Annotated in this window: 13 protein-coding genes; 7 read left to right on the top strand and 6 right to left on the bottom strand. The window is 66.8% G+C overall.

All coding sequences use genetic code 11. The annotated features are described in order from the left end of the window. Positions 1-2 precede the first annotated feature (2 nt). Both VKZ87_RS10030 and VKZ87_RS10025 read left to right on the top strand, forming a co-directional pair. Positions 3-161, top strand: coding sequence for a DUF3309 domain-containing protein (locus VKZ87_RS10030; RefSeq protein WP_324221117.1), 159 nt, complete (start codon positions 3-5; stop codon positions 159-161). A gap of 69 nt (positions 162-230) precedes the next feature. Next, positions 231-791 carry a type 1 glutamine amidotransferase domain-containing protein gene (locus tag VKZ87_RS10025; protein WP_324221116.1) on the top strand — a complete coding sequence of 187 codons (561 nt, stop codon included), beginning with the start codon at positions 231-233 and terminating at the stop codon, positions 789-791. A gap of 79 nt (positions 792-870) precedes the next feature. Here the strand turns inward: VKZ87_RS10025 and lexA are convergent, their stop codons facing one another. Next, a complete protein-coding gene (lexA, locus tag VKZ87_RS10020) occupies positions 871-1,605 on the bottom strand; it encodes a transcriptional repressor LexA (protein ID WP_324221115.1) in 735 nt (244 codons plus the stop codon). A 312-nt stretch (positions 1,606-1,917) separates the two neighbouring features. Between lexA and VKZ87_RS10015 the strand changes: the two genes are divergently transcribed. Continuing rightward, positions 1,918-4,224 (top strand): methyl-accepting chemotaxis protein, encoded by a 2,307-nt coding sequence (locus VKZ87_RS10015; protein WP_324221114.1) that lies wholly within the window; start codon positions 1,918-1,920, stop codon positions 4,222-4,224. On the opposite strand, the gene VKZ87_RS10010 is transcribed toward VKZ87_RS10015, so the two are convergent. After that, the gene (locus VKZ87_RS10010) at positions 4,194-4,709 is read right to left on the bottom strand and encodes an O-acetyl-ADP-ribose deacetylase (protein ID WP_324221113.1); all 516 of its coding nucleotides are present in this window, start codon (positions 4,707-4,709) and stop codon (positions 4,194-4,196) included. The two genes, VKZ87_RS10015 and VKZ87_RS10010, sit on opposite strands and share 31 nt — an antisense overlap. A 102-nt stretch (positions 4,710-4,811) precedes the next feature. On the opposite strand from VKZ87_RS10010, the gene VKZ87_RS10005 reads away from it, so the two are divergent. Beyond that, positions 4,812-6,149, top strand: coding sequence for a divergent polysaccharide deacetylase family protein (locus VKZ87_RS10005; protein WP_324221112.1), 1,338 nt, complete (start codon positions 4,812-4,814; stop codon positions 6,147-6,149). A 27-nt stretch (positions 6,150-6,176) separates the two neighbouring features. Here VKZ87_RS10005 and VKZ87_RS10000 read toward each other — a convergent pair whose 3' ends face one another. Genes VKZ87_RS10000 through VKZ87_RS09990 form a run of 3 tightly spaced genes read right to left on the bottom strand, consistent with a single transcriptional unit; the run spans position 6,177 to position 10,361 of the window. Beyond that, positions 6,177-6,902 (bottom strand): DNA-3-methyladenine glycosylase I, encoded by a 726-nt coding sequence (locus VKZ87_RS10000; protein ID WP_324221111.1) that lies wholly within the window; start codon positions 6,900-6,902, stop codon positions 6,177-6,179. A gap of 2 nt (positions 6,903-6,904) precedes the next feature. Next, positions 6,905-8,425, bottom strand: a complete 1,521-nt coding sequence (gene trpE, locus VKZ87_RS09995) for an anthranilate synthase component I (RefSeq protein ID WP_324221110.1) — start codon at positions 8,423-8,425, stop codon at positions 6,905-6,907. A 19-nt stretch (positions 8,426-8,444) separates the two neighbouring features. Then, positions 8,445-10,361, bottom strand: coding sequence for a SurA N-terminal domain-containing protein (locus tag VKZ87_RS09990; RefSeq protein WP_324221109.1), 1,917 nt, complete (start codon positions 10,359-10,361; stop codon positions 8,445-8,447). 176 nt (positions 10,362-10,537) lie between these two features. Between VKZ87_RS09990 and tpiA the strand changes: the two genes are divergently transcribed. The 3 genes from tpiA to VKZ87_RS09975 all read left to right on the top strand — a co-directional run bounded on the left by tpiA (position 10,538) and on the right by VKZ87_RS09975 (position 13,316). Beyond that, complete coding sequence (gene tpiA, locus VKZ87_RS09985) at positions 10,538-11,287, top strand: triose-phosphate isomerase (protein WP_324221108.1); 750 nt, start codon at positions 10,538-10,540, stop codon at positions 11,285-11,287. A gap of 3 nt (positions 11,288-11,290) precedes the next feature. Then, the gene (locus tag VKZ87_RS09980) at positions 11,291-12,310 is read left to right on the top strand and encodes a lysine-2,3-aminomutase-like protein (RefSeq protein ID WP_324221107.1); all 1,020 of its coding nucleotides are present in this window, start codon (positions 11,291-11,293) and stop codon (positions 12,308-12,310) included. A gap of 139 nt (positions 12,311-12,449) precedes the next feature. After that, positions 12,450-13,316: a hypothetical protein gene (locus VKZ87_RS09975; protein ID WP_324221106.1), complete on the top strand. Its 867-nt coding sequence runs from the start codon at positions 12,450-12,452 to the stop codon at positions 13,314-13,316. A 420-nt stretch (positions 13,317-13,736) separates the two neighbouring features. On the opposite strand, the gene VKZ87_RS18495 is transcribed toward VKZ87_RS09975, so the two are convergent. Continuing rightward, positions 13,737-13,977: hypothetical protein (locus VKZ87_RS18495; RefSeq protein WP_414655642.1), on the bottom strand; the 241-nt coding region annotated here is incomplete at its 5' end.

Here is a 13,977-nt window from a genome sequence, read left to right as displayed (position 1 = left end):
CAATGCACCTCATTTTCCTAGCCTGCCTTGTCACCCTGCTGATCTTCGCCTTGCCGATCTGGCCTTACAGCCGCACATGGAGTCACTTCCCCAGCGGCTTCGTCGCGCTTGTTCTGCTGATTTTCACGGCCTTCCTGGCCACCGGCCGCATCGTGTCCTGACGACGCGGGCGGGGAACAAGTCGGCGGGCGGATCGTTGCCCCTGCGCAGTTGATGTGCAGGAGGTATACATGCCGAAAATCAATGAAGCGCGGATTCTGATCATCGCCACCGACGGTGTCGAGCAGTCGGAACTCGTCGTGCCGCGCGACCGGCTGAAGGAAGCCGGCGCCACCGTGGATGTCGCTTCGCCGAGCGGCAAGCCGATCCGCGGCTGGGACATGAAGGACTGGGGCGATACGATCGGCGTCGATATGGGAATTGCCGATGCCAATCCCGGCGATTACGACGCACTGGTGATTCCCGGCGGACAGATCAATCCGGACAAGCTGCGCACCGACCAGAACGCAATGGCGGTGGTGCGGTCCTTCCTCGGTGACGGAAAAGTCGTCGCCGCCATCTGCCATGGGCCATGGCTGCTGGTGGAGGCGGATGCCGTGCGTGACCGCGATGTCACGTCGTTCAAGTCGATCCGCACCGATGTGGAGAATGCCGGCGGCAACTGGGTCGACAGGGAAGTCGTCGTCGACAAGGGACTGATCACCAGCCGCTCGCCAGACGACCTGCAGCCTTTCGTCGCCAAGATCATCGAGGAGGTGAAGGAGGGGCGCCACAGCCGGCGCGCCGCCTGACGCTTCAGTCTTGACGCAGGGAAAAGAAAAGGGCGGAACGTGCGTTCCGCCCTTTTTTGCTGTCTGATGAGAAATCCGCTCAGTAGCGCCGCAGCAGGCCGACCAGACGACCCTGCACCTTGACCCGGTCCGGGCCGAAGATGCGCGTCTCGTAGGCGGGGTTGGCGGCTTCGAGCGCGACCGAGTTGCCCTTGCGGCGCAGCCTCTTCAGGGTGACTTCCTGATCATCGACCAGGGCCACCACGATGGCGCCGTTATCGGCATTCTCGCTGCGCTGGATAATCACGGTGTCGCCGTCCATGATGCCGGCATCCACCATCGAATCGCCGGCCACTTCCAGCGCGTAGTGGTCGCCGTTGCCGAGCAGGCCGATGGGAACGTCGATCTGGGTGCTCATGTCGCGCAGCGCCTCGATCGGCGTGCCGGCCGCGATGCGGCCGTAGAGCGGCAGCGTCACGATATCCCGCGCGTTATAGGGATTGACCGAAACCGGCGTGCCCGGCATCGGCTGATCGCTTTCGACCACCCGCGGCGCCAGACGGTTGCGCGGCGTCGCGGGGCGGACATTGCCGCCGGCGCCACCGCGCATCGGGACGGCCGAATCCGGCAGGCGCAGCACCTCGAGGGCGCGGGCGCGATGGGCGAGGCGGCGGATGAAGCCACGCTCCTCCAGTCCGGTCACCAGGCGATGGATACCTGACTTGGACTTGAGCTTCATGGCCTCCTTCATTTCCTCAAAGGAGGGCGAGACGCCGGTCGTTTCCAGCTTCTCGTGGATAAACATCAGCAGGTCGTGCTGCTTGCGGGTCAGCATGGTAGCCTCCTCAAGGACAGGTTCCGGCGACCGGGGCGATGCGGAATACAACGGACGCAGCGCCAGAACGAACAAGACATCCACGAAATGTTCTAATGAGGTTCCTCTTAAGGGTCAAGTCTTTTTCCACAGGCGGCTTAAAAGATCTTGGGGTGAGAACGAAGAGCGCCTACTAAGGGTGGGCCCCGGACCCGGCCTGCGCGAACCAATTGGAAAGCAGTTCAAGGACTTGCGCCGGCTCGATTATTTGTCCAAGTAACGTCACTGAAAGTAATGAAAAGGCCGGAAACCGGCCTGGGTGGGGGACGCAGAATGGGTATCCGGCAGAAACTGAATCTGGCAATTGCCGCGCTGGCGGCACTGACCCTGGTGTCGAATCTGGTTGGCGGCCTGTTTTTCGGCCGGGTGCAGGGGACCTATGCCGGGATCACGGCGACTAACATGCCGGCCGTGGTGTCCGCCCTCAATCTGGCCTCTGTAAGCACCGAGCTGACGGCCTGGGCGCCGTCCCTGGCCGCGGCGGCAAATGAACAGGCGCGGTCCGGCGCGGCCCAGGAGCTGGCCGAGAAGCAGGAGCGGCTCAAGCAGATCCTGGCGGAAGTCAAGACCCGCGCCGAAGCCGATCAGGCGGAGCAGATCGAGGACATCGAAAAGACCATCGGCTCGCTCGACCAGATGATCGCGCTGATCAACCGCGTGGTGACCGCGCGGCTCGGCTATATCGACCAGCATCATGAAATGGTCGACCGCATCGCGGCCGATTACGCGACCTTCCAGACCCAGATGCGCCCGGCGGTCGAGCGCGCCGTCTCCGATCTGCGCAATTCCGCCTCGCAGCCCGGCATCGCCGACGCGGCGAATGCGCTGATCGAGGCGGGCAATGCCGTGAACCAGGCGGTCGGCGTGCTGTCGGTTGCCGCGCAGGCGCCCGACAACGCCACTCTGGACAAGCTCGCCGAACAGTTTGCCGGCCTGAATACCGCCGCGCTGGAGGGGTTGGACGCCGCCGCGAAGCAGTTCAACGTCAGCGAACTGCAGGCGACCACCGCGCGGCTGCTATCGCACGGCGTCGGTGCCGAGAGCCTGTTCCAGGTCCGGCGGAACGAGCTGCGCACGATGAACACCTCGAACATGGCCCTGACGCAGGCGCGCGGCGCGGCGACCCAGCTGGCCGAGAAGGTCAACATGCTGGTGAGCGCGGCAACGGCGGCAGCCGAAGAGGCCGACCGGCAGGCCGCCGGGCAGACGGTCACGGCGCAGATCGCCATGGTCAGCATCACGCTGCTCTGCCTTGCCATCGCGGCCGCCATCGCCGTGTGGATGATCGGACCGCAGGTGACGGCGCCGATCATGCGGCTGACCGCGGCCATGCGCCGGCTGGCCGACCGCGACTGGAGCGTCGAACTGGCCGAAACCAGGCGCAGCGACGAAATCGGCGACATGGCGCGTGCCGTCGAAGTGTTCAAGACGGCAGGGCAGGAGAATGAACGCCTGCAGCAGGAGGTCGAGGCCGGGCGTGAGGCCTTCGAGCGCGAGCGCAAGGCGCAGGAGCAGGTGCTGGAGGAAGCGATCGGCCAGATCGTCACTGCGGCGACCGCCGGCGATCTCACCCGCCGCATCGATGCTGACAGTCTGCAGGGCGTGATGCGCACGCTGGGCATCGGCGTGAACGATCTGCTGGCAACCGTGGAGAAGGCGCTCGGGGATCTCGGCGCCATGCTGCATGCGCTCGCCCATGGCGACCTGACGCACCGCATTGCAGACGGCCATCGCGGCCTGTTCGCCGAACTGGCCAGCAATGCGAATACGCTGGCAGAGAAGCTGTCCGAGATCGTCGGTCGGCTCAGCCAGACTGCCGGCACCGTCCGCGATGCCTCGGCGGAGATCTCGGTCGGCAGCAGCGATCTGGCACAGCGCACCGAGCAGCAGGCCGCCAGCCTGCAGCGGACCGCGGCCTCGATGGAAGAGATCACCGCCACCGTGCGGCACAATGCCGACAACGCGCAGCAGGCCAGCCACCTTGCGGCCTCGGCGCGCGATACCGCGGACCAGGGCGGCAACGTGGTGGCGGATGCCGTCCGCGCCATGGCGCAGATCGAGGAAAGCGCGCGCAAGATCGTCGACATCGTCGGCCTGATCGACGAAATCGCCTTCCAGACCAACCTGCTGGCGCTGAACGCAAGCGTTGAAGCGGCTAGAGCCGGCGAGGCCGGCAAGGGCTTCGCCGTTGTGGCGCAGGAAGTGCGCGCGCTGGCGCAGCGCTCGGCCAATGCCTCGAAGGACATCAAGGCGCTGATTCAGGAATCCAACGCTCAGGTGCGCGACGGGGCCAAGCTGGTCAACAAGGCTGGCGAAAGCCTGACGGCGATCGTCGACTCCGTGAAGCGTGTGGCGGGAATCATCGAGGAGATCTCGATCGCCAGCCAGGAACAGGCGTCCGGTCTCGACGAGATCAACGATTCCGTTGCGACGATGGATGAGATGACCCAGCGCAACGGTGCGCTGGTCGAGCAGACCACGGCATCGGCGCAGTCCCTGGCCGATCAGGCCCGCGAGCTGGCGGCTTCGATCACCTTCTTCAAGCTGGATCAGGAGGCAGAGCCGAGGACGGCGGAATAAACCGCCGCGGCTTCGGCCGAGAAACAGCAGAAGATCACGTCACCCGGCAGCGGGTTGCGCTCCAGCCAGTGGCGGACCTCGCGCACGGCGATCTCTGTTGCCGGCTGCAGCGGATATCCGTAGACGCCGGTTGAGATAGCCGGGAAGGCGATGGTCGCGACATCGTGTCGGGCCGCGAGCTCCAGCGAATTGCGGTAACAGGCGGCCAGCAGATCGGGTTCGCCGCGATTGCCGCCGCGCCAGATCGGACCGACGGTATGGATGACGTGGCGTGCCTGCAGCCGGTGGCCGGCGGTGATCCGTGCCTCGCCCGTCGGGCAGCCGCCGATCCTGCGGCATTCCTCCAGCAGGCCGGGGCCGGCAGCGCGATGGATGGCGCCATCGACCCCGCCGCCGCCGAGCAGGCTCTCATTCGCGGCGTTGACGATCGCATCCACTGAAAGCCTTGTGATGTCTCCGGTTTCGATCCTGATCCGACCGTTCATGGGCTCTCACCATTTACCCTTCGCTAACCATAATGAAACCACAATCGGCGCAATACTTGTCCCGTGCTTGCCGCCGCCGGGGCGATCATCTGACGGGTCATAATGAACGATTTTCCGCGTAATGCCGCCGCTGGCGCAGCATCGCCACAGCTGAAATTGCGACGGGCCGCGACGCCGCAATCCGCTGCCGGCGCCTATGGCGCCACCCAGGCGCAGGCCGCGCCGGCACAGCCCCTGCCGCCGAACGCCGGTGCCGCCATTACTCTGCCGTCCGCGCCGCCGCGCAAAGGCTTCCTTGCGGCCAACTGGCCGCTGATGACGGCTGCTGCGGCCCTGCTTGTCGGCGGGGTCGTGATGGGCATGGCCGTGAGTTCACCCGCGCCGCCGGCACCGGTAACCGCTGTCGCGCCGGTCGCACCGCTGCCCCAGACGCCTGCGCCCGACATCCAGGAAGCAAGGGCAAACCTGCTGCCGAAACCCGACCGGCCGGCACTGGCGCCGCCACCGCCGCCCGCCAATCCGCTGCCGGCGGAACCGGCCTTGCCGGCAACTGCATCGCCACCAGCCGAAGCGGCGGAAACGCCGGTGGAAGTCCAGGCGGTTGCCAAACAGCCTGCACCGGAGCCGGTAGCCGAGTCTGCACCGACTGAGCTGGCCGCCGCGCCGGTTGCGCCGCCATCGCTGCCGGCGGCTTCGTCACCGGAAGCAGGCGTGCACGCCTGGCGCGCGCGGGCCGTCGCGCCTCCGGCCGCGGCCAAGCCGCCCTTTGTCGCCATCATTCTCGACGATGCCGGCCTCGACCGCCGCAACACCGCGCGCGCGATGAAGCTGCCCGGCCCGATCACGTTTTCCTTCATGTCCTATGCCGCCGATCTGGCCGAGCAGAGCGCAGCGGCGCGTGCCGCTGGCCATGAGGTGATGCTGCATCTGCCGATGGAGCCGCTGGATCTGCAGAAGAACTATCCGGGGCCGAATGCGTTGCTGCTCGGCCTTGACGATGCGGAGCTGAAACGGCGGCTCGCCTGGAATCTCGACCGCTTCGACGGCTATGTCGGCGTGAACAACCATATGGGCAGCCGCTTCACCACCGATGCGGCGCGCATGAGTCTGGTGATGGAGGAGATCGGCCGGCGGCAGGTCTTCTGGCTGGACAGCCTTTCGGGCCCGCGCTCGAAGGGAACCGAAGTGGCGCGCAAGGCCGGCATCGATACGGCCGAGCGCGATCTCTTCCTCGACGACCAGCGCTCGCCGGGCATCGAGCACGAACTTGCCGCCATGGAGCGGATTGCGCGGGCCCGCGGCGACGTGATCGCCATCGCCCATCCCCATGGCTCGACCCTGACGGCGCTGGAGAAGTGGACCGCCACGGCGAAGGAGAGGGGGTTCAGCCTGGTTCCGGTCAGTACCGTCCTGCTGCGCCGGCAGCAGCAGGCGAGCTAGCCACCTCGCGGTTCGTCTGGCGGCTGATCAGGCCTCGTCGCCGCCGCTCATGGCACGTTTCAGCGTCTCGGCATCGTAGTTCTCGCCGATCGACATGGCGCAGATGCGCGAGATATGGGTCAGCGGCAGGCCGCTTTCCTTTGCCCAGGCATTGAACTGCGCCTGAATCTTCAGACGGTCCCGCTTCGAGGTCGGGTTCCCGGATATATCCACGCCGGCATCGCGCAGACAGAGGATGACGTCGCGCGAGGCGATCCAGCTGTCGCGACCAAGGAAGCGGATCAGATACTGCCCGCTGTTGCCGCCGAGCCGGGCGCCGCGCTTGGCCAGCAGATCCAGCAGACCGACCTGATCGTCCATCGGCCAGCCCGCCAGCAGTTTGCCGAAACTGCCGTATTCGGCGGCGATGTCCATGACGAACTGGGCATTGTCGCGCACGCTGCGGATCTTCTGCGGATTGCGCACGATGCGCTTGTCGGAGGCGAGCTTTTCCCAGAACTCATCCGGCTTGTGCAGCAGCTTGCGTGGCTCGAAGTTCAGGAAGGCGGCCTCGAAGCCATCCCATTTATTCTCGATCACGCTCCACACGAAGCCGGCGGAGAAGACGCGCTTGGCCATCTCCGACAGCGCGCGGTCGTCAGTAAGTCTGGCAAGCTTCCTGTGATCCGGCTTCGGCGGCAGCAGCTTCTTCAGCGCCGCCTCGCCGCCTTTGCGCTTCGCGGCGCGCGCGTAGATCGTTTTGAACGCCGTCACCATTACTGCCCGCGTCCCGCCCGCGCCGCGAAGCGCTCCGCTTCCTCGGCGGCCCGGATCAGCGCCTTGGCCTTGTTGACGCATTCGATATGTTCGGATTCCGGGTCGCTGTCGGCGACGATGCCGGCGCCCGCCTGCACATACATCGTGCCGTCCTTCACCAGCGCGGTACGCAGCGTGATGCAGGTATCCATCGAGCCGTTCGCGGAGAAATAGCCGACGCCGCCGGCATAGAAGCTGCGCCGTACCGGTTCCAGCTCGTCGATGATCTCCATGGCGCGTACTTTCGGCGCCCCGGAAACGGTGCCTGCCGGAAAGCCGGCGAAGAGGGCGTCCAGCGCGTCCAGCTCGGGGCGGATCTTGCCCTCCACATTGGAGACGATGTGCATGACGTGGCTGTAGCGCTCGATGATGTTGCGCTCGGTGACTTTCACGGTGCCGATCTGGGCGACGCGGCCGACATCGTTGCGGCCAAGGTCGAGCAGCATGAGATGCTCGGCAAGTTCCTTCGGATCGCTCAGCAGGTCGGCCGCCAGTGCCTCGTCCTCGGCTTTCGTCGCGCCGCGTTTGCGCGTGCCGGCGATCGGGCGCACCGTCACCACGTCGTCGCGGAGGCGAACGAGAATTTCGGGACTCGAGCCGACGAGGCAGGGGCCGCCGAGATTGAGGTAGAACAGGAAAGGCGAGGGGTTCGTGCGCCGCAGGGCGCGGTAGAGCGAGAAGGGCGGCAGGCGGAAGGGCAGGCTGAACCGCTGGCCGACCACGACCTGGAATACGTCGCCGGCGGCGATGTACTCCTTCGCCTTGCGCACCATCGCCATGTAGTCTTCCGGCGACATGTTCGACTGCGGCTCGGGCAGCGCATCGAGATCGGCGATCTGGTCGCGCGCCGCGCCCAGCGGACGATCGAGATCGGCGACGATATCGGCCAGCCGTTCGCTGGCCAGCGCATAGGCGGCGCGGGCATCCATGCCGGCTTTCGGCCGTACCGGCGTCACCACGGTGATCATGTCGAGCACGGAGTCGAAGATCGCCATCACGGTCGGCCGCATCAGCAGTCCGTCCGGCAGGCCCAGCGTATCGGGGTTCTTGTCCGGCACCTTCGGCTCGATCAGCCGGATCATGTCATAGCCGATGAACCCAACGATGCCGGCTGCCATGGGCGGCAGGTGGCTCGGCAGGTCGATGTAGTTTTCCTTCAGCAGACGCCGCAGGCTGTCCAGCGTGGGCTCCTTGCAGGGCTCGAAAGCCTCCTGGTCGAAGCGGGCATTGGTGTTGATCTCTGCCTTCTGGCCCTTGCAGCGCCAGAGCAGGTCGGGTTTCAGGCCGATGATCGAGTAGCGGCCGCGCACGGCGCCGCCCTCGACGGATTCCAGCAGGCAGGACCAGGGCCGGTTGTCGGCCAGCTTCATGAAGGCCGAAACCGGTGTCTCGAGGTCGGCGACCAGCTGCGTCGACAGCACCTGGGCCTCGCCGGCCATATAGCGCTGCGCGAAGCTTGCGTAGTCGGGCGTGATCTTCATGGCGGGTATTCGGACGGGCTCAGAGGCCGGCGGCGCGGGCGCGCGCTGCCGGGTCGACCTTGACGCCGAACTCCTTCTGCAGGGTCTGGCGATACTGCTGCACCAGATCCTGCACCATGCCGGCAGCCAGCTGCTGCGCCGTCTGCTCGCGCTGGCGGGCGACGGCGGCAGGATCGGCGGGCTCGATGCGGCTCAGCCGCGCCACGATTGCGCTGTTCGGCGCCACGCCCGGCAGGTTGGCGGCGGGGCCGGTGACGACTTCGCCCGGCTGCTTGGCATTGAAGAGCGCCGAGACCACGACGGAGGAGAAGGCGCGTTCCGCCGGCTGCCCGGTGCGGTTCAGCGGCGCGCTGAGCTGCACCTGTGCGCCAAGGTCGGCCGCTTCCTTCGCGAGATCGCCGCCGTTGCGGACGCGCTCGGCGATCTGGCGGGCGCGTTCGGCCGCGGCATCGGCACGGGCGCGCTGCTGCAGGGCGGCGATGACATCGGCCTTCACGGTCTCCAGCGGCTTCACGGCGGCCGGCTCGATGCCATTGACCTTCAGCACGATGAGGCCGCCGCCGGCGAGGTCGACGATCTGCGGCTCGGCATCGGTATCGGTGTCGAAGGTCCGGTTCAGGAAATCCGGCTCCTGCGGCAGGTTTTCCGCCGGCTTGCCGTCCGCCTTCTGGCCCTGCGCATCGATATCTTCCGCCACGTGCAGCGTTGCATTCTGCGCCTTGGCGATTTCCCCGATTGCGGCGCCGCCGGCGATCTGGTCGTCGATCTGCGCGCGCAGCGCCATCATGCCCTCGGTCGCCTTCGCGGTGGCCAGCTGCTGGTGCAGTTCGGCCTTGGCCTCCTCGAAGCTCTTGGTGCTGCCCGGCTCGACCGCGGTGACGCGCACCACATGCCAGCCGAATGGCGAGGTGACCGGTTCGCCGACCCTGTTGGGCTCCAGCGCGAAGACGGCATTGGCGATGGTCGCCGGCAGGTCGTCCCGGGTGACCATGCCGAGCTTCACGTCTTCCGGCTTCAGCTTCTGGGTTCGCGCCGCCATGGCGAGGAAATCCTCGCCCTTGCTGACGGCCTCGTAGGCCTCTTTCGCCTGCGCCTCGGTGGTGAAGACGACCTGCTCGACGCTGCGGCGCTCCGGCGTCACGTAAGCGGCGCGGTGGGCCTCGTACTCGTCACGCAGCTCGTCTTCGGAAATCTCGACGGAGCCGGCTCGGTCTGCGGGCAGGATCTGGAACCAGGCGACGCTGCGGCGCTCCGGCGCCGTGAAGGCGGCCGGATTGGCCTTGTAGTATTCTTCGATCTGCTGGTCGCCCGGTGCCGGCGGTTCGGGCAGCCGGCTGGCATCGACCACGGCATATTCGGCCAGCCGCCGCTCGAGCCGGTAGCCGAGCACCCGGTCGACCATGATGTCCGGCGCGGCCGCCATGCTGCCGAACAGGCTGCCGAGCAGCCGGGTGCGGGCGAGCTCCTGCCGCAGCACGTTCACCAGCATCGCTTCCGAATAGCCCTCGTTGCGGAGGTAGTTCTCGAAGGCGAAGCGGTCGAACTGGCCGGTGGGGCCGCGGAAGGCGGGTGCCGCCATGATGGCCTGGCGGACGTCCTCCTCGGTGATCGTAACCCCGATCTCGCGGGCGGCCTGACGGTAGAGCTGCTCCTCGATCAGGCGGTTGAGCACCGTCTCGTCCAGACCCAGCTGGAGGGCCTGCTCGGCGCTGAAATTGCCGCCGAAGCGGCGCTGCAGGCCGGCAACCTCGCGGCGCCAGGCATCGGCGAATTCCAGCTGGCCGATCTCGGCATCGCCAACCTCGGCGACGGGATCGTTGCTGCCGAAATTGCCGATATAGTCGCCAATGCCCCAGGCGCCAAAACTGATCACAAGGAGGATCATCAGGCCCTTGGCCACCCAGGAGGCCGCGCCGGAACGCATCTGCTGCAGCATGAAAACACCCAAAAACGTGAAGCGAAACAAAGGCTACGGCGTAGCCTTTGGAATGGCGCGGCAGTGTAAAGGGGGGCTGCCGGGGCGGCAAGGCGCGGGGGTCCGCCCGCTTTGCCTTTCGGGGCGGAACTTGCTAGGACACGGGCAGGTTTTCCCAACTCCTGCGAGGCTTGAGCATGGCGGCGCGACGCCCCCTGATCGTCGGCAACTGGAAAATGAACGGGCTGCGGGCCAGTCTCGCCGAGGCGCAGGCGCTCGCCGGCCGGGTGAAGGACCGCAAACCCGCCGCCGAGCTCGGCCTCTGCCCCCCGGCGACGCTGGTTGCGGCCATGGCCGAGGCGCTGAAGGGCAGCGGCATCGGCGTCGGCGGCCAGGACTGCCATGCCAGGGCCAGCGGCGCCCATACCGGCGACATTGCGGCCGAGATGCTGAAGGATGCCGGCGCGACCTACGTCATCGTCGGCCACAGCGAGCGCCGCACCGATCACGGTGAGAGCGACGAGGTCGTGCGCGCCAAGGCGCAGGCCGCCCACCGCGCCGGCCTGATCGCCATCGTCTGTCTGGGCGAGACCCTGGAGCAGCGCGATGCCGGCGAGACATTGAAGGTCATCTCCGCCCAGCTGCGCGGCTCGCTGCCCGACGATGCGACGGCGGCCAACACCGTGGTCGCCTACGAGCCGGTCTGGGCCATCGGCACCGGCCGGACGCCGACGCTGGAGCAGGTCGCCGAGGTGCATGCCGCGATCCGGCAGGACCTGATGGCGCGCTTCGACGACGGCGCCGCCTTCCGCATCCTCTATGGCGGCTCGGTCAAGCCCGACAATGCGAAGCAGCTGATGGGCGTCGCCGATGTCGACGGCGCGCTGGTCGGCGGCGCCAGCCTCAAGGCGGCTGATTTCTGGCCCATCGTGGAAGCCAAGGGATAGCCGTTGGGCATCGAGGAGCGCGACCGGGACGGCAATATCGCGGCGCTGAAGGCGGTGGCGGAGCAGTTCGCCGTCTCCGTCACGCCGCATCTGCAGGCGCTGATCGATCCCGCCGATCCCGCTGATCCGATCGCCCGCCAGTTCCTGCCCGACGCGGCGGAGCTGGAAACCCATCCGCACGAGCTGTCGGACCCGATCGGCGACGCGCCACACAGCCCGCTGCCCGGAATCGTGCACCGCTATCCCGACCGCGTGCTGCTCAAGCTGGTCAATGTCTGTCCGGTCTATTGCCGCTTCTGCTTCCGCCGCGAGATGGTGGGGCCGGGATCGAAGGGCCTGTCGGCCGGGCAGCTCGATGCCGCCATCGACTATATCCGCGCGAATCCCGGGATCTGGGAAGTGATCCTCACCGGCGGCGATCCGCTGATCGTCTCGCCGCGGCGGATGGCCGATGTGGTGGCGCGGCTCAACACGATCCCGCATCTCGGCATCATCCGCATCCACAGCCGCGTGCCGGTGGTGGATCCTGCGCGCATCACGCCCGGGCTGGTGGCGGCGCTGAAGGGCGGCAAGCCGGTCTGGCTGCTGCTGCATGCCAATCACGCGGCGGAATTCGCCGCGCCCGAGGCGCGGGCGGCGATCGCGCGGCTGGTCGATGCCGGCATTCCCGTGCTCGGCCAGTCGGTGCTGCTGAAGGGCGTCAACGACAGCCCCGAGGCGCTGACGGCGCTGTTCCGCGCCATGGTGGTGAACCGCGTGAAGCCGCATTACCTGCATCACGGCGATCTCGCCCGCGGCACGTCGCATTTCCGCGTCAGCCTGGACGAGGGGCAGAGGCTGGTCGCCGGCCTGCGCGGGCGGGTCTCCGGCCTGGCGCAGCCGACCTACATCCTCGACCTGCCCGGCGGCCACGGGAAGGTGCCGGTCGGCCCGGTCTATGCCCAGGCCGAGGACGATGGCTCATGGCGCATCGTCGATCCCTGGGGCTGCACGCACCGCTATGAGGACCCGGCGGCAGGGTAGGTCGCCGGCCCGCCTCCCGAAAATGCCACAGCTTCATTACGGAGCGGGGCGGGAAGACACCCGCTGCGGCTGATAAGATCAGCGCCATGATTCTCAGGCCTGTGCATCTGCCGTGCGCCGATCTCCGTGAGCGCGGCGCATGATCCGTCGTGCCAGCCGGCTGATCGACGAACCCTGGCCGCTGCGTTTCCTGCTGCTGCGCTTCCTCGACCGCCGCTTCGATTTCCTCAGCTACCCGGCGAAGCTCAATCTCGGCGTGGTCGACCGGCCGCAATACGGCCATTGCCTGCTGAAGGCGGCGGAACTGGCGCGCAAGCTGGGGCATCGCCGCATCTCGGCGATCGAATTCGGCGTCGCCGGCGGCAGCGGCCTGCTGGCGCTGGAAGCCCATGCCGTGCAGGTCGAGCGGGAAACCGGCGTCGCGGTGGAGCTCTACGGCTTCGACACGGGGCAGGGCATGCCGCCGCCGCAGGATTACCGCGACATGCCCTATATGTGGCAGGCCGGCTATTTCAGGATGGACTTTGCCGAACTGCAGAAGCGCCTGCGCTCGGCGCGGCTCGTCCTCGGGCCCGTGGAGGATACGGTGCCCGAGTTCTGCCGCCGGGAGAATCCCGCGCCGATCGGCTTCATCGCCTTCGACCTCGACTATTACTCCTCGACCATGGCGGCCTTCGCGCTGTTCAACGCGGAGCGGCGCCACTTCCTGCCCCGGGTGGCCTGTTACTTCGACGACGTCGTCGGCGACATCGACTGGGCCTATAACGACTTCACCGGCGAACTGGCGGCGATCCATGACTTCAACCGCGCGCACCGCCATGTGAAGCTCGCGGCGGTGCGCGGGCTGCGCTATCTCCAGGGCCGCCTGCCGCAGCCCTGGCACGAGCAGGTCTATGTGGCGCATTTCTTCGATCACGCCGATTACGGCGTGCCGGTTTCGGACACGACCGAGCGGCCGCTCTATCCGCCCCTGAGCGGCGACCGCCTGTCCGACGCGGCCGACTGAACAGCGATCGCACAGCCGGCGGTTGGTGCCGCAATCGCGTTTCGGCCGGCCGGGCGGGCCGAAAAGAGCGCAACTGGCTGAATTTTCAGGAACGATCAGTCCGGCTGCGCGCCGGTTGCGTCCCGTTCGGGGCCAGTTCGATCCCGTTGAAGGCCAGTTGAAGCCGGTTGAGGGCCAGTTCAGTCCCGTTCAATCCCGTTCAGGGCCAGTTGAGTCCCGTTGAATCCTGTTGAATCCCGTTGGGTTCCGTTCCGGATACCCGCAGGACGGGTGCGATCACATGCCCGGCAGGATGGGAATGCGGCGATTATGGACAATGGACAACAGCGGCAGAAATCGAACATATATAGAACATCATCGAAAGTCAAGAGCATTTCGGCTCGCTCCAACATGCCAATTTGCCGATAGCCGAAGGTCGCATCAGCACCAGGGCATGGTGGCCTTCACCAGCAGCGGGAACAGCTGCGGTTTGCGGCCAGTTCCGCGTTTGCTAGATTGATGCTCTCCGCCGGATTCCGACCCAGCTGGCTGCGGTTTGCGGCCAGTTCCGCGTTTGCTAGATTCGGTATTGGTTGCTCCCCGTTCAGATATCGGCTGCGGTTTGCGGCCAGTTCCGCGTTTGCTAGATTTTGCGGCAATGCCGACTTTGCGCGCCGCGTGC

The organism is Ferrovibrio sp. (genome assembly GCF_035304305.1).
In the GTDB taxonomy this organism is placed as follows: domain Bacteria; phylum Pseudomonadota; class Alphaproteobacteria; order Ferrovibrionales; family Ferrovibrionaceae; genus Ferrovibrio.
This window is presented reverse-complemented; position numbering and strand designations above follow the sequence as displayed.

Coding starts and splice junctions, on each gene's coding strand:
- tpiA (WP_324221108.1), top strand. CDS start 10,538: ATGGCGGCGCGACGCCCCCTGATCGTCGGCAACTGGAAAATGAACGGG.
- lexA (WP_324221115.1), bottom strand. CDS start 1,605: ATGCTGACCCGCAAGCAGCACGACCTGCTGATGTTTATCCACGAGAAG.
- VKZ87_RS10015 (WP_324221114.1), top strand. CDS start 1,918: ATGGGTATCCGGCAGAAACTGAATCTGGCAATTGCCGCGCTGGCGGCA.
- trpE (WP_324221110.1), bottom strand. CDS start 8,425: ATGAAGATCACGCCCGACTACGCAAGCTTCGCGCAGCGCTATATGGCC.
- VKZ87_RS09975 (WP_324221106.1), top strand. CDS start 12,450: ATGATCCGTCGTGCCAGCCGGCTGATCGACGAACCCTGGCCGCTGCGT.
- VKZ87_RS09990 (WP_324221109.1), bottom strand. CDS start 10,361: ATGCTGCAGCAGATGCGTTCCGGCGCGGCCTCCTGGGTGGCCAAGGGC.
- VKZ87_RS10005 (WP_324221112.1), top strand. CDS start 4,812: ATGAACGATTTTCCGCGTAATGCCGCCGCTGGCGCAGCATCGCCACAG.
- VKZ87_RS10010 (WP_324221113.1), bottom strand. CDS start 4,709: ATGAACGGTCGGATCAGGATCGAAACCGGAGACATCACAAGGCTTTCA.
- VKZ87_RS10025 (WP_324221116.1), top strand. CDS start 231: ATGCCGAAAATCAATGAAGCGCGGATTCTGATCATCGCCACCGACGGT.
- VKZ87_RS10030 (WP_324221117.1), top strand. CDS start 3: ATGCACCTCATTTTCCTAGCCTGCCTTGTCACCCTGCTGATCTTCGCC.